The organism is Phenylobacterium sp. (genome assembly GCF_030681155.1).
GTDB lineage: Bacteria > Pseudomonadota > Alphaproteobacteria > Caulobacterales > Caulobacteraceae > Phenylobacterium.
Genome location: NZ_JAUXXE010000029.1, coordinates 49,972 through 76,249 on the forward strand (window position 1 = coordinate 49,972; position 26,278 = coordinate 76,249).

Here is a 26,278-nt window from a genome sequence, read left to right on the forward strand (position 1 = left end):
GACGTGGCAGAGAGCGCCCTCTCGTCGGACCTCAAACGAGGCCGGATCGACGCGGTTCCTGCGTCGGATAGGGGACTTTGGATTGAACTACCGCCACGCCTTTCATGCCGGAAATTTCGCCGATCTGGTGAAGCATGCGGCGCTTCTGGACCTGCTCGCCAAGATGCAGGCGCAGCCTGGCCCGCTAAGCATCATCGACACGCACGCGGGGCGGGGGCTCTACGATCTGAGCGGTGATGAAGCGCAGCGCTCGGGAGAGGCCGAGGCTGGGATCGGTCAGTTGATGAAGGCCAACGACCTGCCCGCCGCCTTCCAGCCGCTACGTCGCGCGGTTTCGGAGCTGAATAACGGTGGTGCGACCAAGCTCTATCCTGGTTCGCCGCTGCTGGTCGCCGCAGCCCTGCGCCAGGGCGACACCTATCTGGGTTGCGAACTGCGCCCCGAGGAACACGACGTCCTGAAGGCGACGCTTCGGGGAATGCCGGGCGCCAAGACGGTCTGCGCAGACGGGTTCAACGAAGCTGTGGCGAGGACGCCGATCTCCGGGTCGGTGCTGGTCCTGATCGACCCACCGTTTGAGAAGTCGGACGACTATCGCCGGATCGTGACCACCATCAACGGCGTGGCCGCCAGGAACCCGAAGGCGGTGGTGTTGGTCTGGCTACCCCTGAAGGATCTCGAGACCTTCGACGCGTTCGTGCGGGACGCCGAAGACGCCTATGCCGGGGCGCTGCTGGTGGCCGAGGCGCGGATGCGGCCCCTGTCCGATCCCATGAAGATGAACGGCTGCGCGCTGGTCGTGGCCAATGCTCCGGCTGGCTTCACCGATCCGTTGACGGCGATCTGCGACTGGACCGTCAGTCGCTTGGGCGACAACGGCAAAGCGCGGGTCTGGACCGCCGCCTAACCTTCATTTTGCGCCTGCGAGATGTTGGGTTAGGGTTTGTTGCATTGCACAAACCTTGGCTGTTTGGAGGCGTCACCATGGCTCTCGCGCAACTCGACGGGGATATGTCCCCGCAATCCCCCAATCCCTTTTATGTGCCGCTCGGCGCCGCTTCGCCGCTGTGGTTAATGTTCGCTGGCGCCGCGTCGGCGGGCGTCGCCTTCTGGTGGATGACGCGCTGGACGGCGGCCACCCATCTGGAAGCCGCGTTCGGCGCGGTGGACCAGCCGCTGGCCGCGCCGGCGCCTGAGCCGGAAGCTATTGTCTTCGAGGAGCCGGCGCCGCTCGTCGAAGCCGTCGAAGAGATGGTCGCCCCGCCATCGCCGATGGTAGAGGCGGCGTCCGAAGCTGCTGTCGATACGCCAAAGCCGAAGATCAAGGTGCGCCCCGCAACGGACGCACCGCCGATCGCCTAGGCTTGGCGCGGGCGCGCGGAGCGGTCTATGCCTCTCTTGCCGGCTTGCGGCGAGGATGAGGCATCGTGATCAAGCGGGCGTTCGACATTTTGGCGGCTCTTGGGGGGCTCATCGTCCTCTCGCCAGTGCTGGCCGCGATCGCAGTGGCCGTTCGGTTGGACAGCCCTGGGCCAGCCATTCACTGGTCGCGCCGGGTCGGCCGCTTCAACCAGATTTTCCGGATGCCCAAGTTTCGCACCATGCGGACCGACGCGCCCGACGTCGCCACCCACCTGTTGGCCGATCCCCAGGCCTGGATCACGCCGCTGGGCCGGTTTCTACGCCGCGCCAGCCTGGATGAGCTGCCACAGCTCTGGAGCGTGCTGGTCGGCGATATGAGCTTGGTTGGGCCGCGCCCGGCTCTGTTCAATCAAGACGATCTCGTGGCGCTGCGCACAGCCGCCGGCGTTGAGGTGCTGCGCCCCGGCGTGACGGGCTGGGCTCAGGTCAATGGACGCGATGATCTGCCCATCGAGGAAAAGGCCCGGCTGGACGCCGATTATCTTGAGCTGCAAGGGTTCAGCTTCGATCTGAAAGTCATCCTCACGACCCTGCGCGCGGCGGTCTCTGGCCAGGGCGTCCGGCACTAGATTCCAACCGACTGAGGTTTCGTGCGTTCCGGACTGACCTCCGGAGCCTGACATTGCCCCCTGAGCACCCGACCAAAGACCCCGAGAACATCTTCAACCGCCTAGGTGACTGGGCGCGGCGGCATCGGCGCGGCTTGGCGTGGACCGGCGGAGTGATCGCGGTCGTGATGGTCGCCTTCGTACTTTTCCTGGCCTTCTTCGACTGGAACTACCTGCGGGGCCCCATCTCGCGGTTCGCCTCGATGAAGACCGGGCGGGAGGTTGCGATCCTGGGCGATCTGGACGTCAACGCGCTCTCGCTGAAGCCCAGCGCCACGGTCCGAAAGATACGCATCGGCAATCCAAGTTGGGCCGGTAAAGGGCCTATGGCCGAGGTCGAGAAGCTTGAGGTGCAGATCAAGGTCCTGCCGCTGCTGCGCGGCCAATTAGTGCTGCTGCGCCTGGAGGTGGACAAGCCGGTCGTAGCCCTGGTGCGGGACCGTCAGGGGCGATCCAATTGGGATTTCTCCAACGGCAGAAAGAAGAACAAGGAGCCGTTCAAAATGCCGCCGGTCCGGCGGTTCGTCATTGACGATGGGCGCTTGAAATACTCCGACGCCAAGCGGCGCCTGACCCTTGACGCCACCATCAACGCGACGGAGCGTCTGGGCGCCGCCAATCGGGGCTTTGCGATGGCTGGGCGTGGATCCATCAATGGCGAGCCCTTCATCCTCGATCTCGCAGGTGGCCCGCTGCTGAACGTCGACCCGGATAAGGCTTACCCCTTCAACGCCGACGTACGCGCAGGGGCCACGCGGATCACGGCCAAGGGGACGATCCCAAAGCCGTTCGATCTGGGGCGGTTCCAGGCCGATTTCGTCGCCCGCGGTTCCGACCTGGCCGATCTGTACGACCTGATCGGCGTACCGCTGCCCAACACGCCGCCCTACCGGTTGGCCGGGAAGCTTTCGCGCGAAGTGAAGCTCTGGAAGGTCGGCGGGATCGGTGGGAAGGTCGGCGACAGCGACATGGCCGGCGACCTGTCGATCGACACGGCGGGCGAACGGCCGTTCCTGCGCGGCGATCTGCATTCCAAGCTGCTCGACTTCGACGATCTGGGCGCGATCTTCGGCGCGGCTCCTTCCGCGGCGCCTGGCGAAACGGTCTCGGTGGGCCAGAAGGTGGTTGCGCGCGAGATGATCGCAGAGCAACGGCTGTTACCCGATGCGACGCTGAAGGTGGACCGCATCCGCGCCATGGACGCCGACGTGAAGTATCGCGCGGCAAGCATACGCGCGCCGCACCTGCCGCTGCGCGCAGCGTCGGTGCGGGTGAAGCTGAACGACGGGTTGCTGATCGCCGATCCTCTGCGGTTCGACCTGCCCCAAGGCAATATCGCCGGGCAGGTCCGCTTGGACGCTCGCAAGGACGTCCCGGTCTCAAGCATTGATGTGCGCCTGTCGAACGCGCGGATAGAGCAACTCATCCCGATCAAGGCGGGGGGCGGAACGCCGCTCACCGGCAGTCTCGTGGGCCGGGTGAAGCTGAGCGGAGCGGGGAATTCCGTGCATCAGGCGGCCGCCAACGCCAACGGCGAAGTGCTGATCGTGGCGCCTGGGGGCGAAATCCGCGAAGCCTTTGCCGAACTCATGGGGATCAACGTCACCAAGGGTCTTGGTCTGCTGCTCGCAAAGGACCAGAGCAAGGCCGATCTGCGCTGCGCGGTCGCCCATTTCGACGCCAAGAACGGCGTGCTGACCGCCAATCAGATCGTCTTCGACACTGAACCGGTCCTGGGAACCGGGAAGGGGACCATCAATCTGGGAACCGAGAAGATCGACTTCCGGATAGCGGGCCACGCCAAGGAGCCGCGCCTCATCCGGGTGATCGCGCCGATCACCGTCAAGGGGGCGATCAAAAGCCCCAAGATCGGGGTGGAGGCGGGGACCGCAGTGGCGCAAGGCGGGATCGCCGCCCTATTGACCACGCTGACCCCGCTGGCGGTCATTCTTCCGTTCTTGGACCTGGGCCTGGCCAAGGACGCGGCCTGCGGTTCGCTGATCGCCAATGCTGGGCGGGAAGGCGCGCCAGTGCGCACCCCCAAGGCGCGTTAGCCGGCCGCTCGTTGGACGTGCAGGCCGATGGTCGATTGACGCCCAGGTAGGGTCACCCCAAAGTTCGATCCTATCGAATTTCCAAAAGGGGAGGCCGTTGATGTCCCGACGCCATGCCAAGACAAGCCGCGCGGCCATCGCGCTGGTTCTCGCGCTGACCGCCACCGGAGCGCTCGCCGCCTCGGCCGCAGAGACCGCCATCGCCACTCGACAGGCCGGTTACAAGAAGATGGGCGCCGCGTTCAAGGCCATCAACGAGGAGCTGAAGAAGAGCTCCCCGGACATGAAGCTGATCGCGGCCAATTCGGCGATCGTGAATACGCAATCTCAGCAGATCCCCAAGTGGTTCCCCAAGGGCTCGGGCCCGGAGGCGGGCTTCAAGACCAAGGCCAAGCCGGCGATCTGGGCTGAGCCGGCCAAGTTCGCGGCGGCTGGAACCAAGCTGCAGACTGAGGCGGCCAAGCTGCAGGCCTTTGCCTCAGCAGGAAACCTGGATGGGGTGAAGACGCAGGTCCGGGCCGTGGGCGGCTCGTGCAAGTCCTGCCACGAACCCTATCGCGCCGAGGACTAGGTGGCGGGCGGTAGCGCGCCCGGCGAGGGTGCAAGGATTTGGGATGGCCCGACGCGCGTCTTCCATTGGGCGCTGGTGGTTCTGCTGTTGGTCTCTTGGCTCACGGCCGGCGAGAACATGCAGGTTCACCGGTGGTCCGGCTATGGCGTGATCGGCTTGCTGGTGTTCCGCCTGTGGTGGGGCGTCGCAGGCGGATCGACGGCGCGGTTCGCAAGCTTCCTGAAAGGGCCGAAGGCGACCTTGGCCTACGCCCGGACCTTGGGATCGCGCACGCCGCACGGCGCGCCGGGCCATAATCCACTCGGCGCCTGGAGCGTCGTGGCGATGCTTGCGGCCTTGCTGGTGCAGGTCGGGCTTGGCTTGTTCGCAAGCGATATCGACGGACTGGAATCCGGACCGCTCTCGCATCTGGTGGATTTTGACGCCAGCCGGGTCGCGGCGGAATTGCACGAGACCACGTTCCGGATCGTGCAGGGTCTGGTCGTCCTACATCTTGCGGCCATCGGCTACTACTGGCTCTGGAAACGCCAGAACCTGATCGGCGCGATGCTCACGGGCAAGCAGCGGCTGGCGACAGAGGCTCTGCGGCCCGCGTCGATCGTGCGGCTGTTGGTCGGCGTCGTCCTGGCGGTGGCGGTCGCCTGGTTCATCGCCAAGGGCGCGAGGTTCTAGGGCGGGGCGGGCGGTCCGGCGGCGCGCGCCCTGCGAACCGCCTGGGCTAGCCGGGCCTCGTTCAATCCGCCTTCGATCAGATAGGGGCCGACCAGGTATGCAGGCGTCCCGCGCAGGCCCAGCGAGAAGGCCTGGGTGTTGTGGCGGGTAAGTTGAGCCTCGATCTCGGCGGCGTGGGCTGCCTCGTCCGCCGTGAGTTGTTCGACATCCAGACCGGTCGAGACCGCGATCCGGCGAACATGCTCGGCGTTGAGCTTCATGGGAGCTGCCATCAAGGCGCTGTGGAACGCCAGGTACTCGCCCTGGCGATCGGCCGCCAGGGCGGCGTGCGCGGCGATGGTCGAGGCCTCGCCGAGGATCGGCCAGTCCTTGAAGATGACCTGAACCTTCTTGTCGCTGGCCAGGAGCTGCTGAAGGGCAGGGGCCGTCGCCTTGCAAACCGAGCATTGGTAGTCGGTGAAGACGACGATCGTGACGTCTGGATTAGCGGCACCCGCGCGCGGCGAGCCGGCGTCTTCCAGCACCGCCCGCACGACGGGCGTCAGCGTAAGCTTCTTCGCTTCGCGCGGGAGGTTCTGGAAGATGGCGGTCGCCGCTAAGCCGGCTAGGACCGCCATCAACAGGGTCAGTTTAGGGCGGCGTTCGACCAGTGAAAGCAGGCCGCGCCGCGGGGCGTCCGAAGTCACCCGCCGTTGGCGGCGCCGCGCAGGCAGTTCAGCCAGGCGTCCTCACGGGCCTTTTCGGCCTCGCGCAGCTTGGTCTCGGCCTCGCGGACCTCGGCGTCGTGTTTGCGCCATTCCAGCACCGCGCCTTCGCGGGCGGCGCGGGCGGCCTCCATGGTCGGGAAGCGGGCCAGCACGGCGCGGACGCTATAGTTCACCGGCGGACCGACGGTCTCGCGATCGGGATAGAATCCCGTGATCGAGTCCGCGCTCTCGCTGTCGATGTGGAAGACGTCGGCCCAGCCCGCATGGTGGCGCATCAGGGCCCAGGGCCGTTCGATCTGGTCGCTCATCGATCACTCCTAGAATCTTGGGGCAAACTAGCGCGGGGCGAGGGCCGGGCCAACGGTTGTTCGTGTCGAGAGCCTGCGCCTTAGGGGCCAAGAACCCAGCGTTTCATCTTTCGTTAATTCCGCCGTATCCTGGCGGCCATGGTGCGAGAGACCGATCGGGACCCCGCTGGCGCTCCTGAACGCAGGATCATCACGGTTCTTGCGGCGGACATCGTGGATTCCACTGGCCACATCGCCGCCTCCGATCCAGACGACGCCCAACTGCTGTTCGACGAGTGTTTCGAACACCTGCGCGGCGTGATCGAACGCTGGGGCGGCAGCCTTGTGAACTATGGCGGAGATGGCGGGATCGCCACCTTCGGGTGGCCCGCCTCGCTGGAGGATCACGCCGACCGCGCCTGCGCCGCGGCCTGGGACATCCAACACACCAATATCGGCCGCACCGGACCCGACGGCCGCCCCGTGCGGTTCCGGGTCGGAGTGCATTCGGGCCTGGTGGCGTTGCGGCAGATCCATCGCGAGGGGCGCTCCCGTTTCGACCCGGTGGGAGCGACGGTCAACATCGCCGCCAAGCTGCAACAATCGGCGCCGGGCGGAGGGGTGGTGGTCAGCGACCAGACCGTGAAGCTCTGCCGGGTTTCTCTCTCCTTGGCGCCGCACGAAGGGGCGCAGAACTTCGGGAGCATCCGCGCCAAGGCTTTCATGTTGGCCGCGCGCCCGGAAAGCGACGGCGAGGGAGATGTCGCGAGGCGGTACAGTTCGCCGATTGTCGGCCGGGATGAAGAACTCGCGGCCCTGCGTAGGGCGATCCCCCGCGCCGGCGGCGTCAGCGCGGCGATCGCCCTGATCGGCGAGCCCGGTATCGGCAAGAGCCGCTTGGCCGCCGCTGCGCTGCGAGAAGCGCTGGAGTCTGGCGCGCGGGCGTTGGTCTATTTCGGTGACGCACAGAAGCGGACCACGCCGTTCGCGGCCGCGCGGAGCCTAATCTCCGAAATGCTAGTTTCCGGAGCCGGCGGTTCGAGCGCCGAACTGCGCGCGGGCCTAGCTGCCGCGGGGCTGGAGGACGGCGACCGGCGGATGCTGGAAGACCTGCTGGCGCCCAGAGCGGCGACAGTACGGGACAAGACCTCGGAAGTGGCCCAGCCGCAGTTGATCCAGGCGCTGGTCAACGCGTTCGGCGCGCTTTCGCGGGGCTGCGCCACCATCCTTTTGATCGAAGACCTGCATCTGATCGACTTCGAAAGCCGTCAATTCCTGCGTCTCCTGGCGGCGTCGGAGATGCCGCAGCCGCTTTGCCTTATGCTGACGGCGCGGCCTGAAGCAAGGGATGAGGCGAGCGAGATCGCGCGGGACGTCGTGTCGCTCGAACCGTTGCCACGCCAGGTGATGATGGGGCTCGGCCGCGCGCTTTGGCCGGACGATCATCCTCCGGAGACGATGCTGGAGCGCATGGTGGAACGCGCCGATGGCGTGCCGTTTGTCCTGGAGGAGCTGATCCGCTCGATGGAGAGCGAGGATGTGGCGGCGCTCCCGGTCCTTCCGCACACCGTGGAGTCGGTCATCCATGCGCGTCTGCAGAAGATCTCGCCCGCGGCCAGGGCCATGGCGCAGGCGCTCAGCCTGCTGGGCGAACATGTCGATGTTGAGCTGGTGGAGACGGTGGTCGGAGTCGAGCCGGGATCACTGGTCCAGGAGCTGATGGAGCTTGAGCAGTTCGCCTTCATCCATCCGACGGCGGGACGATCGACCCATATGCGCCACCAGATCATCTCTGAAGCCTGCGCCAACACCATCCCCAAGGAGCGCCGCCGGGAGCTTCACAAGACAGCAATGGCGGCGATCGCGTCGCGCTATGGGAATTTCGACGGGCGCTATGAGCAATTGGCGTTCCATGCCGAGCGGGCCGGGGAGGATTCGGCGGCGCTGGACTATCTCTGGCAGGCAGGGCTTGAGGCGCGGCGCAACTCGGCTGCGGCGTCCCTGAACCTGATTTTCGATCGGGCGCTTGTCCTGATCGACCGGATCGGCAAGCCGGCCGAGGACCGGTACGTCGCCTTCGTGCTGATGGCCTTTGCCTCGACGGTGCAACTCGGCGAATTCGAGAAGATGAACACCCACCTGCCGCGGATCATTGATCTGGCGCGGCGCAGGGGACGGCCGGAGTTGGTCAGCGGGACCTTGTCTCAACTGGGAATGATCTGCTGGTTCGAGGGGCGCTACGAGGAAGGCCTCGCCGCCACCGAGGAAGGGTTGGCGATCGCCCGGACCTTGAAGGCTCCGGCGCTGATTTTTTCCAACCAGATCATGCTGGCGAACGTGCTGCACGGCATGGGGAGGCTGGAGCAGGCCATCGCGCAGGGCCGTGAGCTGGGCGACATGCTGACTGGAGACCTGGAAGGCGCACGGTTGGGCGCGGCCGGTATTCCCCGATCGATGGTGCTGTCGTTCATGTGCTGGTTCATGATGGACACCGGCGAGTATGCGCAGGGCCTGGAGTTCGCCCAGCGGGGGCTGGAAGTCGCGGTCACCCGGCGCGATCCATACTCCGAGGTGCTGGCTCGCTGCGCGCTGGGGCGGAACCTGATCATGCTGCGCCGGGACGCCGAGGCGGTCGAGGTCCTGGCCGTGGCCCGCGATTTGGCCGAACGCTACGGCTATGATGCGATCAAGGCCAATCTCGCCGGGCGCATTGCGATCGCGCTGTCACGCGTGGGGCGGGCCAATGAGGCGATCGCAGTGGTCGAGGATTGCCTGCATCGCCGATTGCACCTGAGGACCGGCCAACTGGAGGTCTATTACCTCTTCGCCGGTTATGCGGAGGCGCTTGTCCGGGCTGGGGAGGTTGAGCGTGGCTTGGCCATGCTGGCGGAAGCCTTGGCCATAGCGCGCCGTCTCAACAATCCGTGCTGGATGGTGGATGGACTGGGGTTGAGGGCGCAGCTTCTAACCCTGACCTTGCCAGGCGATCCCCGTATCGAGGTGGACCTAGCCGAGCAGCAGGCGATCTGCAGCAGCTATGGCGTGGCCGCCTGGAAGGTCATGCCGGGATTGAACGAGGAGCGGGCGCAATCTGCGTGAAGCGGGCGGTCAGGCCGATCGCTACATTGGCCAGAGTCTTGAGATCCCCGTCCGGCCCTGCGACCCGTCGCAAGCCCCGCAGGCGGCTGGCGGCCAGGACGCATTCCTCCAGCAAGGGCATGGCTACACGGTTGCGGCCCCAGCATTGCCGTGCGTCGCCGTGCACACCGAACATCAGGTAGTCCTCGATGCGGCGCTCCGGACCGTCGGTCGGACCAAAGGGGGTCAGCGACAGTCGGTGCGGCTGCTCAAATCGCCGGGGGTCGAGATTGGCCGCCGAGACCATGGCCAGCAGGAAGTCGCCCTTGTGCAGTTCGGCGGGAGGCTCTGCCTCGCCGCGCAGCAGCGTGGTGTCGGCCTCGCAGTGGCGCATGCGCAGCGCCAGCACGGGATTGAGACGCTCGGCTTCGTAGATGAGGCGGGCCAGACCGCCAGGCTTCAGCTCCGGCAGCAGCGCGGCCAGATCGATGCGAAACTTCAGGACCGTGGTCATTAGCGAGCCGAAGGCGGTTGGCGGCGCGGCCAAGGTTGTACTCACGAGTTCCAGCAGCAGGGCGGATACGTCGCTGTAGTACTGCGCTTCAGCAGTCTCTTGCGGATATAGCGCGACGATCTCCGGCCGTGCACGGTTCAGGACGAACGCCTCGACGAGGTTGGATGGCGTAGTGAGGTTCGCGGCCCGCGCGAGGTCCAACTGATGGCTGATCTGCATCTGCATGCGCGAGGCGGCGTACTTCGCGCCCTGGACTAGCAGCGCCTGGTTCTGGAAGTTGCTGACCAGACTGGCGGCGAGGATCACCGACCATGCCTGCATCGCGGTGAGGCCCGGATCGCGCAGGCCCTGGACGGCCTCGATCCACTGGCGCGGAACGTCTGCCTGGTGCTCTCGCCAATAGGAGGGGCCTGGCGGCGTTGGCGGGAGCTCGGTCGGCCCTGGCACGCCGTAGAGGCGCACGACGGTGCCGTAGGCCGCCTGGACGGCGAAGTCGCTGACGAGATCGATGCGGCCGCGTCCGGACTTGGCGTCCTTGAGCGCGGTGCGAAGCGCCCCTTCGAGCCCCGCCTGGGCCTCCCGGCGCAAGATCGTGTCGATGGTCTCGGGCAGGGCGGCGGTGAGGGTGTCCCAACCCAAGTCCAACACCGTCTTGAGACGTTGGCGGGCGGCGCATGTCGGGCCAGCCACGTCGGTGGCGCTTAGGAGCGCGGTCTTGTCGCCAACAATCTGCCGGCCGGCCTCGTGATAGGGGCGCGTCGAAAAGACGACGTTGTCGCCGGTTTCATCGACCACGCTGCCCAAGACTTGGGAGACGTCGCTGTGGCGACCCACGAACACCACCGTCTGGATCGAGCCGTCGGGCTGTGGGGGCAATGCAGCGCGAATGGGGGGTGCGCCCATCAACAGCTGGCCGGCGAACCTTGTCAGCCTCTCCTTGCTCATGAGCGACGGCGTGGCCGATTGCGCCATGCTGAACGCGTACTGCGTGAGGGCGGAGGGTTCGACCTTGAAGTGCTCGCCGGGGTCGACCATCGCCCGCAGCACCTCGACGCCGGGGGCGAAGAAGTAGTCGCCGCCCCGGGTGACGACGAAGCGCGGCAACCCGGTCACCGGAGCGGGGGCGCCGGCTTTAAGAAATACGTCGCTCGGCGTTCCATCGTTCGCACCGGTCGTCGGGCAACGGCCCAGGCCGGCCTGGCCGAGGAATTCGCCGCCGTTGATCCAGTCGGCCTGGACCACCTCGAACTGGACGTCGATGCGCGCGTTCGCGGCGATGAACAACAGGCCCCGCTTTTCGCCGTCGTCCTCTGCGCCCTCGCGCAGCAACGACCCGCCGTAGCTGATCCCGCGCCGGTGCAGGCGGTGGTGCCGGACCTCGTCACGCCCTCCGGTGTCACGCGGATTGACCCTGCGGATGTGCGCGCCGAGCGGGCATTTCTGTCCGGACTTGTCGGCCGCGAAATAGAGGAAGTCGTTGATCGTAGCCTCGTCGGGCGGGCCGGTGCTCGCGGTGGGCTGATTGACGAGCGGCGTTCCATCCGGCCAACGACCGACCATCTGGGCGGCGAGCAACGTCTGGGCCGGTCTGCCGGCGGGCCGCCGCTGGGCCAGGAACTCGCGAAAGCCGTGAACGTCCTGCTCGAGCTTGCGAAACACCAGATAGGTCGATCCTGCCCGTAGGGCCTCCGAAATGGGGAAGCGATGGGCCTCATCATCCTCGTCGCGCTGGTCGAGGAATATCTCGCCGGCTGCTACGGGCTTCCATCCCTCGTTGGTCGGGGTGCCCCCGCCTGGGAGTGGGTCCTCCAGGCGCAGGTTGGCGAAGGGTTGGCTCAGCCCGTCGCGGAAGCCGAAGTGTTCGGTTCGATGCTCCAGGCGTTCCTGCTGCCCATCGACGAGCGTGTAGGGTTCTTGGCCGAGCTCGATGTGGACAATCTCCAAGCCAAGGAAGCGGAACAGCAAGCCGATCCATAGGTGCAGCAGTTCTCCGCGCTCGGAGGCCTTGTCATTGAAGGCTTGGACATCGCTGCGAAGCGCTCGCCAAAAGGCCTCGGAGCTTGGGCCAGGGCCATCGAAGCCGCCGCTGACGTAGCCATGGACGTTGTCGAGGCCCAGTTCGCCGTCCCAGTTTTCCGGTGAGCTCGGTCCAGTGTCGTGCAGCCGCCGTGCTCGCGCGGCCATGCCTTGCTTGAAGACCTCGGGGAAGGACGCCAGGGTCGCCGGGTCGATCTTCAGCGCCGCGAGCCCGGCGTGGGTGAAGGCCAGATTGACGGGCGGACGATCGCGGATTCGGTCGTCGTTGTCGGCGGGGCCTTGTGTGAAGGCCGGAGCGCCTTGGCGCAGAATCTCGTGCAGGATCGCCAACGGCAGGGGGCCGGCGTCCACCACCGCCGGGGTGTCGAGCTCAGCGGCGAGAAGCTGCATGAACTCAAGATAGGCCGTCGGCGAGGCGTTCAGGAAGCTGACCAACGCCGCTGTCGGGGCGACTACGTCTCGGACCACGGCCCGGAACATTGCTTCGGGACCCTCGCGCATGGCCGCAAGCAGGGTGGCGGCCTCGAAGGGTTGCGGCTGCGAAGCGCTGAAGCTCCGGCCTTCCAGTCCGGTCAAGTCCGCCAAGCCGGAGAGAAACGACTCACGGCGCTTGTTCACCAGTACGTCCAGCCAGTTCAGGAACTCCTGGGACGGGTGGTCGAGCGGCGTTGAACTGTCGTCTGGCGGTCCCGCGGCCGCTTTTGCGTCTCGGTCGGCGACATACTGAGCGACGAGGCCTGCGGTAGCGAGGCCGGGCTGGGCAAGGTCGAGCCTCAAGATTCTCCAGGCTTCCTCGCTGTTCGATGCGGCCGCCACCCTGGCCTGGGTTGCGGCCATCTCCGCCCGGGTCAGGATCCGGAAGAAGAAGAAAAAGGACCAGTCGCGCGGCCGGCCGCGCTGGCGGGGCGCGCCTTGAACGTCAGGCGGGATATTCTGAGGCGATCCCATGTCAGCCGCCATTTCCGGTGATCGGCGGCGGCTGGAATAGGCCGTCGGTATCGGGGAAATTCTCGCAGTACTGGAGGTTTTCGCTGAGAAACTTGTCGAACAACTCGTCGACTTGTTTCGGATCTCCCTGCGGTGGGCGCACGCTGGCGACGAAGGCGTCGAAGCGGCTCTTAAAGGCCTCGAGCTGCTTGATCCGGCTGACCGTGAGGTTCGGATAGGTGGCGTAGAACAGGTCTATGTTGATCTGGTAGCAGCGGATCCACTGCCAGAATTCCTCGAAGTGCACAGTGCCCGGATAATCCTCGCAATCACGGAACACGAGGTCGAAATCGCCCCCGAGAAAGCGCGCGATGTCGCGCAGGTAGAGCTTCAGGTCCCCATCGAATTCGACCAGGGTGAGCAACCAGGAGCGAAATTTCGGGATGTGCCCAGGGGCGATGGTGATGTCGTCGATCGGTTGTGGGATTCGCCCGCCATCCTTCGTCGTGCGAACCGCGGCAGGATAGTAATCGACGCCGCTGACACCCTCGGAGCCGACGAGATATTGCTCCGGCCGGATGATGATCATGCGGCCGAAGTGAATCGAGGGGACGCGGTTGAGTTCCGTAGGGAGCCCCCGCTCATGGCGCCGGGCCAGGTCGGCGACGGTGGCGCGAAGCCGCTCTTCGTGAGTGCGCCGTTCGCCGAGCGGACAACCGGGCCGGATCGGCGACAGCACCGCGATCTCGGACATGCCGCCGACGACCTTGGACCTCGCCCATGGGGCTAACTCTGCCATCAGTGCGCGGCCTTTCCAGCCGGTCCTTTGAGTGAGACAGACGCTAGGGCACTTAAACTGACGCTACGGTCAGGGAGCGTGGCGCCGATCTTCGCGGCAAGCTAGCGAAGAGTTAACGCGCTAGTTCGTGGCGAGTCAGAGCTCAGGAGCCGTGCGAAGACGCGCCGGCGGCCGTGGATACTTCACCTTGAGTGGCGGGCCGAGATCCACGCTGGCGGCGCTGAGCGACCAGAACCGGCGAGCGATCTCCTGGCGATGCGCGAAGTTGATGCTTTCGCAGTAGCTTTCGACGTGCCGGATGTAGCCCGAGTACCACACGCCATATTCCGGCCAGGCCTTGCGCAGGGTGTCGGTCAGCACTTCGAGTTGTTCGTGCGCGACGAGAGCGCGGCGCCAGCGATGCTCGGCGAAATTGAACTTCTGGCAGACCAATCGCCCGGCCTCTCCACCGTAGCCCATCAACCGCTCGGAGACCTCTTTGCTCATGTTAATGTTGAGGCCGCCCTCCGTCGCCTTGTCCAGCTTGATCCGGACCACGCGCTGGCGCTGACCTGGCAGGACGCTCTGCATCTGGTCTTGCCAGCCCTTGGCCGAGCCGAGCAGGGCGCCGGCGAAATTCCCGAGCGTCTCAATGCGATGGATAGGGAGGATGCTGCCGTCCCGTGCGTTTTGCGGCATCGATATGCGATCGCTGGTCTCGAACGTGTCGGGCCGATCATCAAGGCTGAAGGCGAAGGTCGGGCGGCTCGGCAACAGCGCGTCGAAGAAGTGGATCGGGAAGTTGCTGGTGATGCCGCCGTCCGAAAACCAGATCTGACTGAAGGGGCGGCCCTTGATGGCGGCGTCTCGAAGCCACAGCGGGACGGCCTGGATCAGGAACGGGAAACTCAGGCTCATCCGGATCGCAACGAGGACCGGCAGGTCCAGCCCTTTGGGCAGGCTGTGCAGGTGAGCGGCGGAGGGGTCAGGTTGGCCGGCCTTCAGGTAGTTCATCACATCGGCCGGAAAGAGCCGCGCCCATTGCTCGGGGTCGAAGAAGAGGTTGAGCCTGGTGCGGGAGATGACTTCCGGCTGCTGCATCGAAAGGTTGGTGGTGATCGTTCGGAAGTCGATCTCCAGACCCGGGAACTGACCGCCACCCTCCAGGTCGCGAAGCGTCAATGGCCTGTCCGGCGGCTGGTCGCCGAACGCGATGAACTGCAGTGAGGTGTGAAGCCACTCGGTGAGGGATTGCGACTTCGCAGCGCCCACGGGCATGCCGCTGCAGAGCCCGTAATTTTGCCGCCGCAGGTCGCCGAACACCATGAGCCCGACGCGAAGCGCCAGGTGAGCAATGGCTCCGACGATCACCGCGAAAATCAGACCGGGGATAGCGGCCGGGCTCCATACTGGCGCCGTCGTGAGCAGGTCAGTGATCGCAAGCAAACCTGCGTAGACGGCGGCGCCGAGGCCAGCGCCGCTGGCCAGGATCCACCGCAGCGGAGCAAGGAAGCCGCCAAGCTTGTTCTTGGCGGCGGTCAGGCCCAGCCCCGCCTGGAGCAGGGAGCGCAGATGAGCTGGCGGCTGAAAGAGGCCTGACAGGATGCTGGGAAGCTTGGCGCAGCACTCGTCAAGCCGCGCGTATCCGGCAGGGTCGCCGTTGCGACGGGCATACTCCGCCGCCGCCGCGAAGCCAGCGGCGATCGCGCCAGCCGAGGCGCCGCCGATGGAGCGGAGGCGGTATTTCTTAGCTACCTCCAGGATGGCGCGGGGATAGACGATGCCGGACGTCACCCCGCCCTTCAGGATCATGTCGCACTGCGGCGCGTCCTCACTCAGAACAAACTGCGCCGCTGTGAATCCGGGATCGCTCTCCATCGGTCGGCGCCCTGAGCCTTGCCGTGGCCTACGCGTTTAGAAGGCGGCCTGGAGGAAGATGGCGGGTCCGCTGAATTTGTAGTCGAGTTGCCCGGTCCAGCGCTTTTTCTCTACGTCGAAGTCATAGGAGACGTAGCGATACATAGCCCCCACGCCGACGTTTTCCCAAATGCGGTAGCTGGCCCTGGCCTCGGTGTTGATAACGCTGCCGTCGTAGCTGCCCGCGCTGAGGGACATGTAGTCCACCCGGCCGGCGACGGTCAGACGCGGGGTGATCGCGTAACCGCCGTAGAGGCCAACGGTCGGCATGGGGGCAATGAGATCGCGTTTGCGCCGCTGGGTCTGAATCGCGGCGTTGCCGATCTGTCCGTCGCCTGACAGCGTAGCTTCGAAGTTGGTGGCGTGCAGCCCGATGGACGCGCCCAGTTCGAGGTTTTCCTGGCGGACGAAGGAATAGCCGACCGCTAGCCGGTAGATGTCGGACTCAAAGGAACTATCGACCTGCGCGCCGGCTCGATAGACGACGTCGTCAAAGGTGATGTCGCGGGACGCCTGCGCTGAACCATTGCGATCAAGGGCGTAGTACTCGCCGATGATCGTAACCCGATCCCAAAGCCTGGCGCCCGCGAGGAAGGCGGGCAGGGCTTTGCGGTCACGCAGGTTGAGGTCGGATTCAAGGTTGATGTCGGTGCCGACCCTTCCACCGGTCCCCGTGACGCTGACCGTGGTGTCTATGTCTGGCCAGTAGGCTGAAGCTTCAAGCCAGTAACGCGATTGCAGGGCCTGGGCGTTGGCGGGGGCGACAAGCAGACTGCTGGCCAGCAGGCCGGTGGTGAAGGCGATACTCAGGGAAAGCTTCGTCATCTTTTTTCCTGCGCGCTTGTGCGTGGCTTGCGGTGGTCTAGCCCCAGACCATTGGCTTTCGAGTCTTCCAGGGCGCTTCCTTTTCCAACTGGGCGGCCAGCCGGAAGAGGGTGGCTTCGTCGGCGAAGCGGGCGGTGAACATCATGCCGATGGGCAGCCCGCTGGCGGACATCTCGAGAGGTAGGGAGAGCGAGGGTTGGCCGGAGAAATTGAAGGGCGGGGTGTAGGGGAAGGCCTCGCCCTGGCGGCGATTGACCTCGCGAGGTTCCAGAGCCACGGGGTCGATCAGCCCGACTTCCGGAACCGGCGTGCCAAGCACCGGGCATAGATAGACGTCCCAATCTTCAAAGAAGGCGAGTGTCTGGCGGTTAAGCACCCGCAGATCCTGCCAGCCGCGGAAGGCCTGTTCGCCGGTCACCTTGCGGCCGCCTTTCAGCGCCGCCCAGGTCAGCGGTTCCAGTTCGTCCGGCTCGGGTTCGCGGCCGACTTGCTCGATCAACCGGGCCATGTCGGCGGCGAAGTTCGCCCCGGAGACCGGCGTGCGCGCCGCATATAGCGCCCGATAGTCGATACCGAGACCTTGCTCGACCACCTCGTGGCCGAGGCCCTTGAGCAGGACTGCGGTGCGTTCCAGGGCGGCTTGGATCTCGGGGTGGATCGGGCGGCCTGACGGGGTTTCCGACGACCAGGCGATCCGCAGCTTGCCCGGACTGCGCTCCACCTCCTCGATATAGGGCCGTTCCTTGGGCGGGGCCGCGAACGGGGCGTCGGCGCGGGGTGTTCCGGTGGCGTCCAGCATCGCAGCAGAATCGCGCACTGTGCGGGTCACCACGTGGTCAACTGTGAAGCCCATGGCGTAGGCGGTGTCCTGTTGCCCGTTCGGATTGCGGTCCCGGGTGACTTTGAGCCCGACCAGCCCGCAGCAGGCGGCGGGGATACGGATAGAGCCGAGGCCGTCGGAAGCGTGGGCGAGCGGCACGATGCCGGCCGCCACGGCCGAGGCCGCGCCGCCCGACGAGCCACCGGAAATGTGGTCGGGGTTCCAGGGATTGCGGCAGGCGCCGAGATGCGCGCCCTCGGTCGTGCCGGTGATGCCGTATTCCGGGGTGTTGGTCTTGCCGAGCGGGATGACGCCTGCCTGGCGATAGCGATGGGTGAGGTCGCCGTCTTCGTCGTCGACCACGCCGCGGGCGAACTTGCTGCCATAGCTGCGCGGCCAACCGGCCACCGGCATGCCGAGATCCTTGATCAGGAAGGGCACGCCTTTGAATGGCCCTTCAGGCAACGGCCCCTGCGCCTGGGCGCGGGCCTCGTCATAGGCCTTGTAGACGACGGCGTTCAGGGTGGGGTTATGGCGCTCGATCCGCGCGATGGCGGCGTCCACCAGTTCCAGCGGCGTCACATCTCCCTTGGCGACAAGGGATGCGAGGGCCAGGCCGTCGTGCTCGGAATAGTCGTCGATCGCCATGGGGCGCTACCTTTGGCCGGCTGAGAGGAATGCGAGCTTTTCGACCGGCGCCAAGCCCGGGGCCTGCCGCTTCAGGGCGGCGAACGCGCCGTCGGCGGCGTCCAGCGCCTGGTCGATGTCTGCATCGGTCATCGCCGCGCAGAGGAACATGTTGTGCCAGGGGTGCATGTAGACCCCGCGCGCCAGCATCTGCGAGACCCAGCAGAAGCCCTTTCGCAGGTCGGGGTCGTCGTCGAAGAGGTAGAGCGGCATCTGGGTCGGGCCCGAGCAGCGCAGGCCAAATCCGGCTGCGGCCGCCCTCTCTACCAGGCCGGCCGCGAGCCGGTCGCCGAGCGCTTCGATACGTTCCAGATAGTCGGTGTCTCGGACCAGACGCAGGGTCTCCAGCGCCGCGGCCATCGGCGCGGCCTGGTACCAGAAAGATCCGGTCACATAGATTGAAGCGGCGGCGGCCCTTGCCTTTTCCGCACCCAGCAAGGCCGAGATGGGATGGCCGTTGGCGATGCATTTGCCCCAGGTCGACAGATCTGGTTCGATCCCGAGCAGCGACCATGAGCAGTCGCGGGCCATCCGCAGGCCGGCCCTGACGTCATCGACGATCAGCAACGCGCCGGTCTGGTCGCAGAGTTCACGGGCGCGGCGGGCATAGGCCGGGTTTGGGGGCGCCTGATCGATGAAGGCGTCGTGCTTGAACGGCGCGGCGAAGATCGCGGCAAGGTCATCGCCCGCCTCGGCGACGGCCGCCTCCAGGCTGGCGACATCGTTGTAGTCGCAGAACACCTGGTGGGCGCGGTCGGTGTCGGTGGTTCCGCTGGGGCGGGGCGTGCACCAGGGAGCCGCGCCATGATAGGCGCCCTTTGCGCGCACAATGGTCTTGCGGCGCGTATGGGCGCGCGCGGTCATCAAGGCCATGGTCGTGGCGTCGGTGCCGTTCTTGCAGAACATGGCCCAGGACGCGTGACTGACCAGAGCGGTCAACTCCTCCGCCAGCCGGACCATGAGTTCGGTGGGGCCGGTCAGGGTGTCGCCCAGGCCGAGTTGGCGAACATAGGCCGCGTCGATCTCGGGGTTCGCATAGCCGAACAGGTTCGGTCCGTACGCGCACATCAGGTCGAGATAGCGATTGCCGTCGACGTCCCAGATGTGGGCGCCCTCGGCCTTGGCGAAGAATTGGGGATAGTCGTCCGGCAGCAGGCCGACCGCCTGATGGCCGTACATGCCTCCCGGGATCACGGCCTGCGCGCGGGTCCGCAGGGCGCGGTCCAGGCTGTTGGGACGGTCCATGGGAGTCTCCATCGACGAAGGCCAGACCGTGACCTTACGCCGAGATGGAAATCCGGCAACCGGGAGTCGTGATCGGGGCTAAAACATCCCGACTAGCGTGGCGAAGAACGCCACCACCGCGGCGACGATCGCCTTGGAGAGGACCGCCAGCACCAGGATCGAAAGGATCGCGGCGACCCAGCCGACCAGGGCCGCGACACCGTCGCGCTCGGCGCCGCCGATAGCGAAGGCGGCGATGGCGAAGGAGGGCAGCATGTTGCCGAACGGGATCGGCAGGAAGACGATCAGCGAAAGGATGAAGCACAAGGCCCCCACCAGCCGGTCGCCCATCGGATTGTACATGAAGGTGAGGCGCGGGCGCAGGCGGCGTTCCAGCCGTTCGAGGTGAGGCTTCAGCTTCGCGGTCAATGACCGGAAGTCGGACATGCTCATCGTGCGCGAGAGCAGCGCTTTTGGCAGCCACAGCGTCTTGCGGCCCATGGTCCATTGGGCGGTGATGAAGATCAGGGGCGCGCCGAGCAGGGCCGAAACCCCGGGCGGCATGGGCAGCACCAGCGGCGCTGCGAACACGAACATCAGGGCGCCGAACGCGCGATCGCCGAAGGTGTCCAGGAGGTCGCCGACCGACACCTTACGTTCAGAACGCGCGCCGATCTGGTCGAGCAGTTCGGAGACGCTGGCGGCTTTGGTGTGTTCGGACATTTCAAGCTTGGCGCTACCACGACGAGGCGCCCTAGCGGAAGTTAAAGCGCGGCAACATTGGCCAGATCGCTCGGGAAAATTGCGACCGACTCGGACTAGGCAGGGTTTCGATCATGTCCCAGCCCGTACGCCTTGGTCTCTTCTATGCGGCCCTGTTCGTCGGCACAGGGGCCAGCTCACCGTACATCCCTGTCTGGTTCGCCTCGCGCGGTCTGTCCGGCGCGGAAATCGGGCTGATTCTTTCGGCGCCGATGTTCGCCCGTGCAGTCACAGCGCCGGCCATCGCCATGTGGGCCGACAGTTTCCACCTGCGACGCACGCCGCTGATCCTGATGGGGCTGGCGACCGCCTTGGCCTACGGCCTGCTGGCGGCGCCGTTCGGGTTCGCCTGGTGGTTCGGGATCTGGTTCATCGCCAACACGATCCTGTCGACCATGATCCCGCTGACCGATGTGATCGTGTTCGGCCGGGCTCGCCGCGAGGGCTTCAACTACGGCTGGCCGCGCGGGATCGGATCTGTGGCTTTCATCATCGCCAATGTGACAGTGGGCCTGCTGCTGGCGAGGTTCTCGCCCGAGCTGGTGCTGGTCTGGATAACGGCGGCGGCGATGCTGGCGGCGGCTGGGGCGCGGGGCTTGTTGCCGCCTGATCCGGTGCGGGAGGGCGGGGCGGCCAGTCGGCTGTCGGAGCGCCTCGCCGGCCTTAGCGACCTGCTTCGAGACAAGAATTTCATGCTGGCGGTGGTTTCGGTCGGGCTGATCCAGTCCGCCCATGCCTTCTACTACTCGTTCTCGGCGCTCTCCTGGAAACAGCAGGGCTTGCCGGAGAGCGCGACCGGCTTGTTGTGGGGCCTCGCGGTTGGGGTCGAGGTCGCCTTCATGTGGTTCATGGAACCCTGGCGGCGGCGGATCGGGCCACGCAACTTGCTGATGATCGGCGGATGCGCGGCGTTGGTGCGCTGGATCGTGCTCTCCTTCGCGCCGCCGCTGTGGGTGGTCCTGCCGATGCAGGCGCTGCACACCTTCACCTATGCGGCGACCTTCCTGGCCTCGCTGCAGCTGGTCGAGCGGCTATCGACCCCGGCCAACGCCTCGGCGGCGCAAACCATCAACTCGGCGCTGTCCGGGGGGTTGCTGATGGGGGCGGCCACCATCGGCTCCGGCTGGTTGTTCGACGCTGTCGGAACGTGGGGGTACCTGGCCATGGCGGCGATGTCGGCATTGGGACTGGTCGGAGCGCTACGGCTATACGGCGTCAGGCGTTTGGACGCCTGACTTCCGCGACGACAGCCTTGCGGGCGTCTCGGAAGCGGCGACTATGCCGGCAACGAGATCGTAGGGAGTGATCGCATGCGGGCCTTGGAAGTCGCCGCGCCTTGGGGCGCTGATGCACTGAAAGTGGTGGAAAGCCCCGACCCGACGCCGGGCCATGGCGAGGTGCTGGTGCGAATGAGGGCTGTGTCGCTGAACTACCGCGACATGCTGATGATCAACGGCATGTATAGCCGCGGATCATCGACGGCCGGCGGCGTCATCACCCCCTTCTCGGACGGTTGCGGGATCGTCGAGGCCGTGGGGCCGGGCGTGACGCGCGTGGCGGTCGGCGACCGGGTCGCCACCCTGTTCTTCCAGAACTGGACCTCCGGGCGGCCGACCTTGGAGAAGCTCAGCTCGGCGCTGGGCTTCCCCGTGCCCGGCGCGGGACGAGAACTGGCCACGTTCAGCCAGGAGGGGGTCTCGAAAGTTCCTGATTTCCTGACCGACCAGCAGGTGGCGACACTGCCGTGCGCCGCGCTGACCGCCTGGCGCGGGCTGTTCGAGGATGCGCGGCTGGAACCCGGCGACACGGTGGTGCTGCAGGGCACGGGCGGGGTCTCGATCTTCGGTCTGCAGTTCGCCAAGGCGGCGGGCTATCGCACGGTGATCACCTCGTCCTCCGACGAGAAGCTGGCGCGGGCGAAGACCATGGGCGCCGACACCCTGATCAACTACCGGACCACCCCGGAGTGGGCCAAGGCCGTGCGCGAGGCGACCCATGGCGTCGGGGCCGATTTCGTCATGGAGGTCGGCGGGGCGGGCACCATTCAGGAGAGCCTCAAGGCTGTCCGTATTGGCGGTCACATCGCGATCATCGGCGTGGTGGCGGGAGCGGGCGAGGGGGTGAACCCCGGCGTCCTGATCGGCAACAGCGCTCGGTTGCAGGGCCTGTCGGTCGGCTCTCGGGAGATGTTCGAGGCGATGTGCCGGGCGATCGAATTGCACCGTATCAGCCCAGTGGTCGACAAGGTCTTCCCCTGGACAGAGGCCGCCGCAGCCTTCGCCGCCATGCAGGGCGGAGAGCATTTCGGAAAGATCGTCCTCCAGTTTTGAGGAGGATTTAATTTAGCGACCTCTAAACTATCGTTGCGGGGGCGTGGGGAGGCTGATAGTTAAGTGCTAACTTCATCAATGGAGTCGGGCATGGCGCTGAAGCTGCACCTCCACCCCTTCGCCTCCTTTTGCCAGAAGGCGATCATCGCCTTCTATGAGAACGGCGCGCCTTTTGAGGCCTGCTTCGTGGACCTGGGCGAGGAGGCCTCCCGCTCGGCGTTCCTGGCGCTATGGCCGATGGGCAAGATGCCCGTCCTGCAGGACGACGCGCGGGGGGAAACGATCCCCGAGACCAGCGTCATCATCGAGTATCTGGAACTGCACTATCCGGGCGAGGCGCGCCTCATCCCCGCCGATCCGGACCTGGCGTGGCGGACCCGGCTGATGGACCGGATCTTCGATCTCTACGTCCAGTCGCCGATGCAGGCGATCGTCGCCGACCGGCTGCGTCCCGACGGCGAGAAGGATCCCACGGGCGTGGCGGCTGCAAGGGCCCAGCTACGCACGGTCTATGGCGTGCTGGAAAAGGAGCTGGCGGGCAAGACGTGGGCTATGGGCGAGGACTTCACCCTGGCCGACTGCGCCGCGGCGCCCGGATTGTTCTATGCCGCGCGTCTGGAGCCTTTTGGCGAGGGGCTCGCGATCCTCACCAGCTATTTCGACCGGCTGATGCGGCGGCCCTCGGTGGCGCGGGCGGTGGACGAGGCAAGGCCCTATCGCACCCTGTTCCCTGGCCCAGAGCTCATGGACGACTAGCGGCCGGCGGGGGCGCCGGCAGCATCGTCACACGGGCCGTCAGGTAGCGCGCCTCATCCCTGAAAGCGTTTCAGGGACCCGTGTCGTCAGGGCGATGTCCTTGATCCCTTGAGCCCCCAGCCGATCAGCCACCGCTGCGGCCCTGGCCTGCGCAATGCGGATGTCGGCGGCTCGCCTGCCTCGGGGGTTGGGGCTCGCGCCGCCCTCGACCTTGGCCGCGGGGGCGTTCCAACGCTTGAGGGCCCAGGCGATGGTGTCGACGCTCGCCGCCGCGTCGGGGGACAGCGACGTCGATCCGTAAGCAAACGGCACCGGAGGCAAGGGCGCGAGCGGAGGGATCAGCTCCAGGGGCGTCTGCGGCATGAAGCGCTGGGCGGCCTGCTCCAACGCCAGATAGTCCACCAACTCGCCGGGCTCGTTCATGACGAAGGTGACGACAAGGCCGGGGCCGCGCCTTTCGATGGCCTGGACCTCGCCGATGGTGGTGAGCATGGCGCGCAGTCGCTGTTCTGGACTGGCGTTAGGGGCGAGCGGCGGGGAGGCAGGCCTGCTGGCCAAGGCGCTATTGCTCAGATCGGCGGCGCCCTTGGCGGTCAGGATCTGTTCGATCTCGACCTTGGTCCCGCGGCCCAGCGCGCTGGCGACCTGGGTCTCGGCGCTCGGGATGTATTTGCGGGTGACCACGACGGCCTGAACCAGGGCGGGCTCATCGCCCTGGGCCTGGACCTTGAGTTCGGTGATGTGTGGCGAGGCCTCGGCGAACGCCTGATTGATCGCGCCGCGGGCCCGGTTGGTCTCTCGCGTTTCGACCACAATGCCCTGCAGGGACGCGGCGAGCGGGACGCACAGCGCCACCATGACCGCGACGAGAGCGGGCGTTTCCCAGGCGGCGCCGGTTCGTTCGACCGACCGGAAGCCGTATCGGCGCGCCACGCCGAACACCGAAACCAAGATGGCGACAACATTGGTCAGGAACAGCAGCAAGGCCCCGCCTGCAATGTCCCAGGCCGCCGTGGCCACGCCGTAGCCGACCACGGCGAGCGGCGGCATCAGCGAGGTGGCGATGGCGACGCCCGCGATCGCGCCACCCTTGCGGTTGATGGAAAGATAGGCGCCGACAAACCCCGACAGCAGGGCAACGACGAGGTCGAGCAGGGTAGGCCGGGTTCTGGCCAGAATTTCAGGCGTGACGTCCTTGAGCGGCGAGGCCCAGACGATGATCGTGGAAGCCAGGACCGACAAAAGCGCGCCGACCGCCAGGGTGAGGGCCGCCGACCTGAACCGGCGTGGATCCACGCGCGCCAGGGCCATGCCCATCGATACGATCGGCCCCATCAAGGGCGAGATCAGCATCGCCCCGATAATCACGGGCGCCGAGGATTGGAGCAGGCCCAGCGCGGCGATCCCGCAAGCGCTGAACAGCATGAAACTGTAGGCGTTGGTCAGCCGACCGGCGTCATGGATCTCAGCCTCGACCACGCTGCGATCGCCATCGCTCAGCAGCCGAGCTGGCGACTTCAAGGCCGATATTAGGGATTCCCGCACGGTCTTGAGCATCATCATCACCTCGGCGGCCATGCGAGGATTTGAGAGTAGCGTCACAGTTGGCGGTCACACCAGGGCGGCGTCTGCTCGCAGGTCCATGTGCTCGCTAGGACCGGCGCCTATGGAAGCTGCACAAAAGCACGTGACTGCCGATTTATTGCACATCGGCCGGGTTGTGCGCCTCGGCGGTTGCCCGTAAATGCCGCTAAAACCCTTTTAGAATAACGCTTTGGTGAGGTCGCCCGATGAAATTTCAAAGCCTGGACGACTGCCTCAATGGCGTCGCGGCCCAGAACGATGGGCAGCCGGAATTCCTGCAGGCGGTGACCGAGGTGATGACCAGCCTCTGGCCGTTTATCGAACGCAATCCGGTCTATGGCGAACACGGGCTGATCCATCGCCTGGTGGAGCCGGAACGTACGATCATCTTCCGCGTGCCGTGGGTCGATGACAAAGGCCAGGTTCAGGTCAATCGCGGCTTCCGCATCCAACACAGCTCGGCGATCGGGCCGTTCAAGGGCGGGATCCGCTTCCACCCGACGGTCAACCTGTCGGTTCTAAAGTTCCTGGCCTTCGAGCAGACCTTCAAGAACGCTCTGACGACCCTGCCGATGGGCGGCGGCAAGGGCGGGTCTAACTTTGACCCCAAGGGCCGCAGCCCCGGCGAGATGATGCGCTTTTGCCAAGCCTTCATCATCGAACTGCATCGCCACATCGGCGCCGACACCGACGTGCCGGCCGGCGACATCGGGGTGGGCGGCCGTGAGGTCGGCTACATGGCCGGTATGATGAAGAAGCTGACCAACCGCGCTGACAGCGTCTTCACCGGCAAAGGCCTCAGCTTTGGCGGCTCGCTGATCCGGCCTGAGGCGACCGGCTACGGCACGGTCTATTTCGCCGAGGAGATGCTGAACCACGGCGGCCGCTCGATCGAGGGGCAGCGGGTCTGCGTCTCAGGCTCCGGCAACGTCGCGCAATACGCCGTCGAGAAGGCCATGCAGATGGGCGCCAAGGTCGTGACCGTCTCGGACTCCAGCGGCACGGTCATCGACGAGGATGGCTTCACGCCCGAGAAGCTGGCCGAGTTGATGGAGGTCAAGAACCACCACTTCGGCCGGGTCTCGGAATACGCGGCCAAGCTGGGCCTGCGGTTCGAGGCCGGCGTTCGACCCTGGCACGTCCCCTGCGATATCGCGCTGCCCTGCGCGACGCAGAACGAACTCGACGGTCATGACGCCGAGAAGTTGGTGGCCAATGGCGTGATCTGCGTGGCCGAGGGGGCGAACATGCCCTCCAACGCCGACGCGGTGAAGGTGTTCGAAGAGGCCGGCGTGCTGTTTGGTCCCGGCAAGGCGAGCAACGCCGGCGGGGTTGCGACCTCAGGCCTGGAGATGAGTCAGAACGCCATGCGGCTGTCGTGGCCGCGTGAAGAAGTCGATCAGCGCCTGCTGGAGATCATGCGCGGCATCCACGCCTCTTGCCTGCAGTACGGCAAGCGGCCGGATGGGACGGTGAGCTATGTCGATGGCGCGAACATCGCCGGCTTCGTCAAAGTCGCCGACTCGATGCTCGACCAGGGCGTAGTCTAAGACTCAGCTCACGTTCGTCTATTCAGCGGGAGTCCTTCGGGACTCCCGCTGAGCGTTACGGGGACGCTTCTCGGCCCGACGGTTTGACAGGCAGGAGTTCGAGCCTATCATTTATCGGATGAGGAAGCTATCATGAGATTGAAAGTAGATAGAGAGAGTGATGCGCTG

At 66.0% G+C, this 26,278-nt stretch carries 21 protein-coding genes; 11 read left to right on the forward strand and 10 right to left on the reverse strand.

What is annotated here, in order from left to right; all coding sequences use genetic code 11:
• The first annotated feature begins 82 nt into the window (after window positions 1-82).
• From rlmJ to Q8M13_RS06300, 6 genes are all read left to right on the forward strand, one after another.
• Window positions 83-907, forward strand: coding sequence for a 23S rRNA (adenine(2030)-N(6))-methyltransferase RlmJ (rlmJ, locus tag Q8M13_RS06275; protein WP_305298923.1), 825 nt, complete (start codon window positions 83-85; stop codon window positions 905-907).
• A gap of 77 nt (window positions 908-984) precedes the next feature.
• On the forward strand, window positions 985-1,362 hold the full coding sequence (locus tag Q8M13_RS06280; protein ID WP_305298924.1) for a hypothetical protein: 378 nt from the start codon (window positions 985-987) through the stop codon (window positions 1,360-1,362).
• A 68-nt stretch (window positions 1,363-1,430) separates the two neighbouring features.
• Window positions 1,431-1,991 (forward strand): sugar transferase, encoded by a 561-nt coding sequence (locus Q8M13_RS06285; protein WP_305298943.1) that lies wholly within the window; start codon window positions 1,431-1,433, stop codon window positions 1,989-1,991.
• 53 nt (window positions 1,992-2,044) lie between these two features.
• On the forward strand, window positions 2,045-4,084 hold the full coding sequence (locus Q8M13_RS06290) for an AsmA family protein (RefSeq protein ID WP_305298925.1): 2,040 nt from the start codon (window positions 2,045-2,047) through the stop codon (window positions 4,082-4,084).
• 100 nt (window positions 4,085-4,184) lie between these two features.
• On the forward strand, window positions 4,185-4,655 hold the full coding sequence (locus tag Q8M13_RS06295) for a cytochrome c (protein ID WP_305298926.1): 471 nt from the start codon (window positions 4,185-4,187) through the stop codon (window positions 4,653-4,655).
• Window positions 4,656-5,327 carry a cytochrome b/b6 domain-containing protein gene (locus Q8M13_RS06300; protein ID WP_305298927.1) on the forward strand — a complete coding sequence of 224 codons (672 nt, stop codon included), beginning with the start codon at window positions 4,656-4,658 and terminating at the stop codon, window positions 5,325-5,327.
• On the opposite strand, the gene Q8M13_RS06305 is transcribed toward Q8M13_RS06300, so the two are convergent.
• Both Q8M13_RS06305 and Q8M13_RS06310 read right to left on the reverse strand, forming a co-directional pair.
• Window positions 5,324-5,944 carry a DsbA family protein gene (locus Q8M13_RS06305; protein ID WP_305298928.1) on the reverse strand — a complete coding sequence of 207 codons (621 nt, stop codon included), beginning with the start codon at window positions 5,942-5,944 and terminating at the stop codon, window positions 5,324-5,326. The two genes, Q8M13_RS06300 and Q8M13_RS06305, sit on opposite strands and share 4 nt — an antisense overlap.
• Before the next feature lie 65 nt (window positions 5,945-6,009).
• Window positions 6,010-6,342, reverse strand: a complete 333-nt coding sequence (locus Q8M13_RS06310) for a hypothetical protein (protein ID WP_304806100.1) — start codon at window positions 6,340-6,342, stop codon at window positions 6,010-6,012.
• A gap of 138 nt (window positions 6,343-6,480) precedes the next feature.
• Between Q8M13_RS06310 and Q8M13_RS06315 the strand changes: the two genes are divergently transcribed.
• A complete protein-coding gene (locus Q8M13_RS06315; RefSeq protein ID WP_305298929.1) occupies window positions 6,481-9,420 on the forward strand; it encodes an AAA family ATPase in 2,940 nt (979 codons plus the stop codon).
• Here the strand turns inward: Q8M13_RS06315 and Q8M13_RS06320 are convergent.
• From Q8M13_RS06320 to Q8M13_RS06350, 7 genes are all read right to left on the reverse strand, one after another.
• Entirely contained in the window at window positions 9,380-12,898 is a 3,519-nt protein-coding gene (locus Q8M13_RS06320; protein WP_305298930.1) for a hypothetical protein, read from the reverse strand. The genes Q8M13_RS06315 and Q8M13_RS06320 overlap by 41 nt on opposite strands.
• Window position 12,899: 1 nt before the next feature.
• Complete coding sequence (locus Q8M13_RS06325) at window positions 12,900-13,616, reverse strand: hypothetical protein (RefSeq protein WP_305298931.1); 717 nt, start codon at window positions 13,614-13,616, stop codon at window positions 12,900-12,902.
• A gap of 195 nt (window positions 13,617-13,811) precedes the next feature.
• The gene (locus tag Q8M13_RS06330; RefSeq protein ID WP_305298932.1) at window positions 13,812-15,533 is read right to left on the reverse strand and encodes a patatin-like phospholipase family protein; all 1,722 of its coding nucleotides are present in this window, start codon (window positions 15,531-15,533) and stop codon (window positions 13,812-13,814) included.
• A gap of 36 nt (window positions 15,534-15,569) precedes the next feature.
• Window positions 15,570-16,397 carry an outer membrane beta-barrel protein gene (locus Q8M13_RS06335; protein WP_305298933.1) on the reverse strand — a complete coding sequence of 276 codons (828 nt, stop codon included), beginning with the start codon at window positions 16,395-16,397 and terminating at the stop codon, window positions 15,570-15,572.
• Window positions 16,398-16,434: 37 nt separating this feature from the next.
• On the reverse strand, window positions 16,435-17,865 hold the full coding sequence (locus tag Q8M13_RS06340) for an amidase (protein ID WP_305298934.1): 1,431 nt from the start codon (window positions 17,863-17,865) through the stop codon (window positions 16,435-16,437).
• A 6-nt stretch (window positions 17,866-17,871) separates the two neighbouring features.
• The gene (locus tag Q8M13_RS06345) at window positions 17,872-19,149 is read right to left on the reverse strand and encodes an aminotransferase class III-fold pyridoxal phosphate-dependent enzyme (protein ID WP_305298935.1); all 1,278 of its coding nucleotides are present in this window, start codon (window positions 19,147-19,149) and stop codon (window positions 17,872-17,874) included.
• 78 nt (window positions 19,150-19,227) lie between these two features.
• Complete coding sequence (locus Q8M13_RS06350) at window positions 19,228-19,851, reverse strand: exopolysaccharide biosynthesis protein (RefSeq protein WP_305298936.1); 624 nt, start codon at window positions 19,849-19,851, stop codon at window positions 19,228-19,230.
• Between the two features lie 113 nt (window positions 19,852-19,964).
• Between Q8M13_RS06350 and Q8M13_RS06355 the strand changes: the two genes are divergently transcribed.
• The 3 genes from Q8M13_RS06355 to Q8M13_RS06365 all read left to right on the forward strand — a co-directional run bounded on the left by Q8M13_RS06355 (window position 19,965) and on the right by Q8M13_RS06365 (window position 22,976).
• Entirely contained in the window at window positions 19,965-21,125 is a 1,161-nt protein-coding gene (locus Q8M13_RS06355) for an MFS transporter (protein WP_305298937.1), read from the forward strand.
• Between the two features lie 75 nt (window positions 21,126-21,200).
• Window positions 21,201-22,220 (forward strand): NAD(P)-dependent alcohol dehydrogenase, encoded by a 1,020-nt coding sequence (locus tag Q8M13_RS06360; protein WP_305298938.1) that lies wholly within the window; start codon window positions 21,201-21,203, stop codon window positions 22,218-22,220.
• A 90-nt stretch (window positions 22,221-22,310) separates the two neighbouring features.
• Window positions 22,311-22,976, forward strand: a complete 666-nt coding sequence (locus Q8M13_RS06365; RefSeq protein WP_305298939.1) for a glutathione S-transferase family protein — start codon at window positions 22,311-22,313, stop codon at window positions 22,974-22,976.
• A gap of 39 nt (window positions 22,977-23,015) precedes the next feature.
• Here Q8M13_RS06365 and Q8M13_RS06370 read toward each other — a convergent pair whose 3' ends face one another.
• Window positions 23,016-24,554 carry a DUF389 domain-containing protein gene (locus Q8M13_RS06370; RefSeq protein WP_305298940.1) on the reverse strand — a complete coding sequence of 513 codons (1,539 nt, stop codon included), beginning with the start codon at window positions 24,552-24,554 and terminating at the stop codon, window positions 23,016-23,018.
• A gap of 212 nt (window positions 24,555-24,766) precedes the next feature.
• On the opposite strand from Q8M13_RS06370, the gene gdhA reads away from it, so the two are divergent.
• Window positions 24,767-26,110 (forward strand): NADP-specific glutamate dehydrogenase, encoded by a 1,344-nt coding sequence (gene gdhA, locus Q8M13_RS06375; protein WP_305298941.1) that lies wholly within the window; start codon window positions 24,767-24,769, stop codon window positions 26,108-26,110.
• Window positions 26,111-26,278 lie beyond the last annotated feature (168 nt).

What these genes read in the sequence shown, in the direction of transcription:
- Q8M13_RS06280 (WP_305298924.1), top strand. Translation starts at nt 985, where the DNA reads ATGGCTCTCGCGCAACTCGACGGGGATATGTCCCCGCAATCCCCCAAT.
- Q8M13_RS06320 (WP_305298930.1), bottom strand. Translation starts at nt 12,898, where the DNA reads ATGGGATCGCCTCAGAATATCCCGCCTGACGTTCAAGGCGCGCCCCGC.
- Q8M13_RS06330 (WP_305298932.1), bottom strand. Translation starts at nt 15,533, where the DNA reads ATGGAGAGCGATCCCGGATTCACAGCGGCGCAGTTTGTTCTGAGTGAG.
- Q8M13_RS06355 (WP_305298937.1), top strand. Translation starts at nt 19,965, where the DNA reads ATGTCCCAGCCCGTACGCCTTGGTCTCTTCTATGCGGCCCTGTTCGTC.
- Q8M13_RS06340 (WP_305298934.1), bottom strand. Translation starts at nt 17,865, where the DNA reads ATGGCGATCGACGACTATTCCGAGCACGACGGCCTGGCCCTCGCATCC.
- Q8M13_RS06345 (WP_305298935.1), bottom strand. Translation starts at nt 19,149, where the DNA reads ATGGACCGTCCCAACAGCCTGGACCGCGCCCTGCGGACCCGCGCGCAG.
- Q8M13_RS06335 (WP_305298933.1), bottom strand. Translation starts at nt 16,397, where the DNA reads ATGACGAAGCTTTCCCTGAGTATCGCCTTCACCACCGGCCTGCTGGCC.
- gdhA (WP_305298941.1), top strand. Translation starts at nt 24,767, where the DNA reads ATGAAATTTCAAAGCCTGGACGACTGCCTCAATGGCGTCGCGGCCCAG.
- Q8M13_RS06315 (WP_305298929.1), top strand. Translation starts at nt 6,481, where the DNA reads ATGGTGCGAGAGACCGATCGGGACCCCGCTGGCGCTCCTGAACGCAGG.
- Q8M13_RS06295 (WP_305298926.1), top strand. Translation starts at nt 4,185, where the DNA reads ATGTCCCGACGCCATGCCAAGACAAGCCGCGCGGCCATCGCGCTGGTT.
- Q8M13_RS06365 (WP_305298939.1), top strand. Translation starts at nt 22,311, where the DNA reads ATGGCGCTGAAGCTGCACCTCCACCCCTTCGCCTCCTTTTGCCAGAAG.
- Q8M13_RS06310 (WP_304806100.1), bottom strand. Translation starts at nt 6,342, where the DNA reads ATGAGCGACCAGATCGAACGGCCCTGGGCCCTGATGCGCCACCATGCG.
- Q8M13_RS06360 (WP_305298938.1), top strand. Translation starts at nt 21,201, where the DNA reads ATGCGGGCCTTGGAAGTCGCCGCGCCTTGGGGCGCTGATGCACTGAAA.
- Q8M13_RS06350 (WP_305298936.1), bottom strand. Translation starts at nt 19,851, where the DNA reads ATGTCCGAACACACCAAAGCCGCCAGCGTCTCCGAACTGCTCGACCAG.
- Q8M13_RS06370 (WP_305298940.1), bottom strand. Translation starts at nt 24,554, where the DNA reads ATGGCCGCCGAGGTGATGATGATGCTCAAGACCGTGCGGGAATCCCTA.
- Q8M13_RS06305 (WP_305298928.1), bottom strand. Translation starts at nt 5,944, where the DNA reads ATGGCGGTCCTAGCCGGCTTAGCGGCGACCGCCATCTTCCAGAACCTC.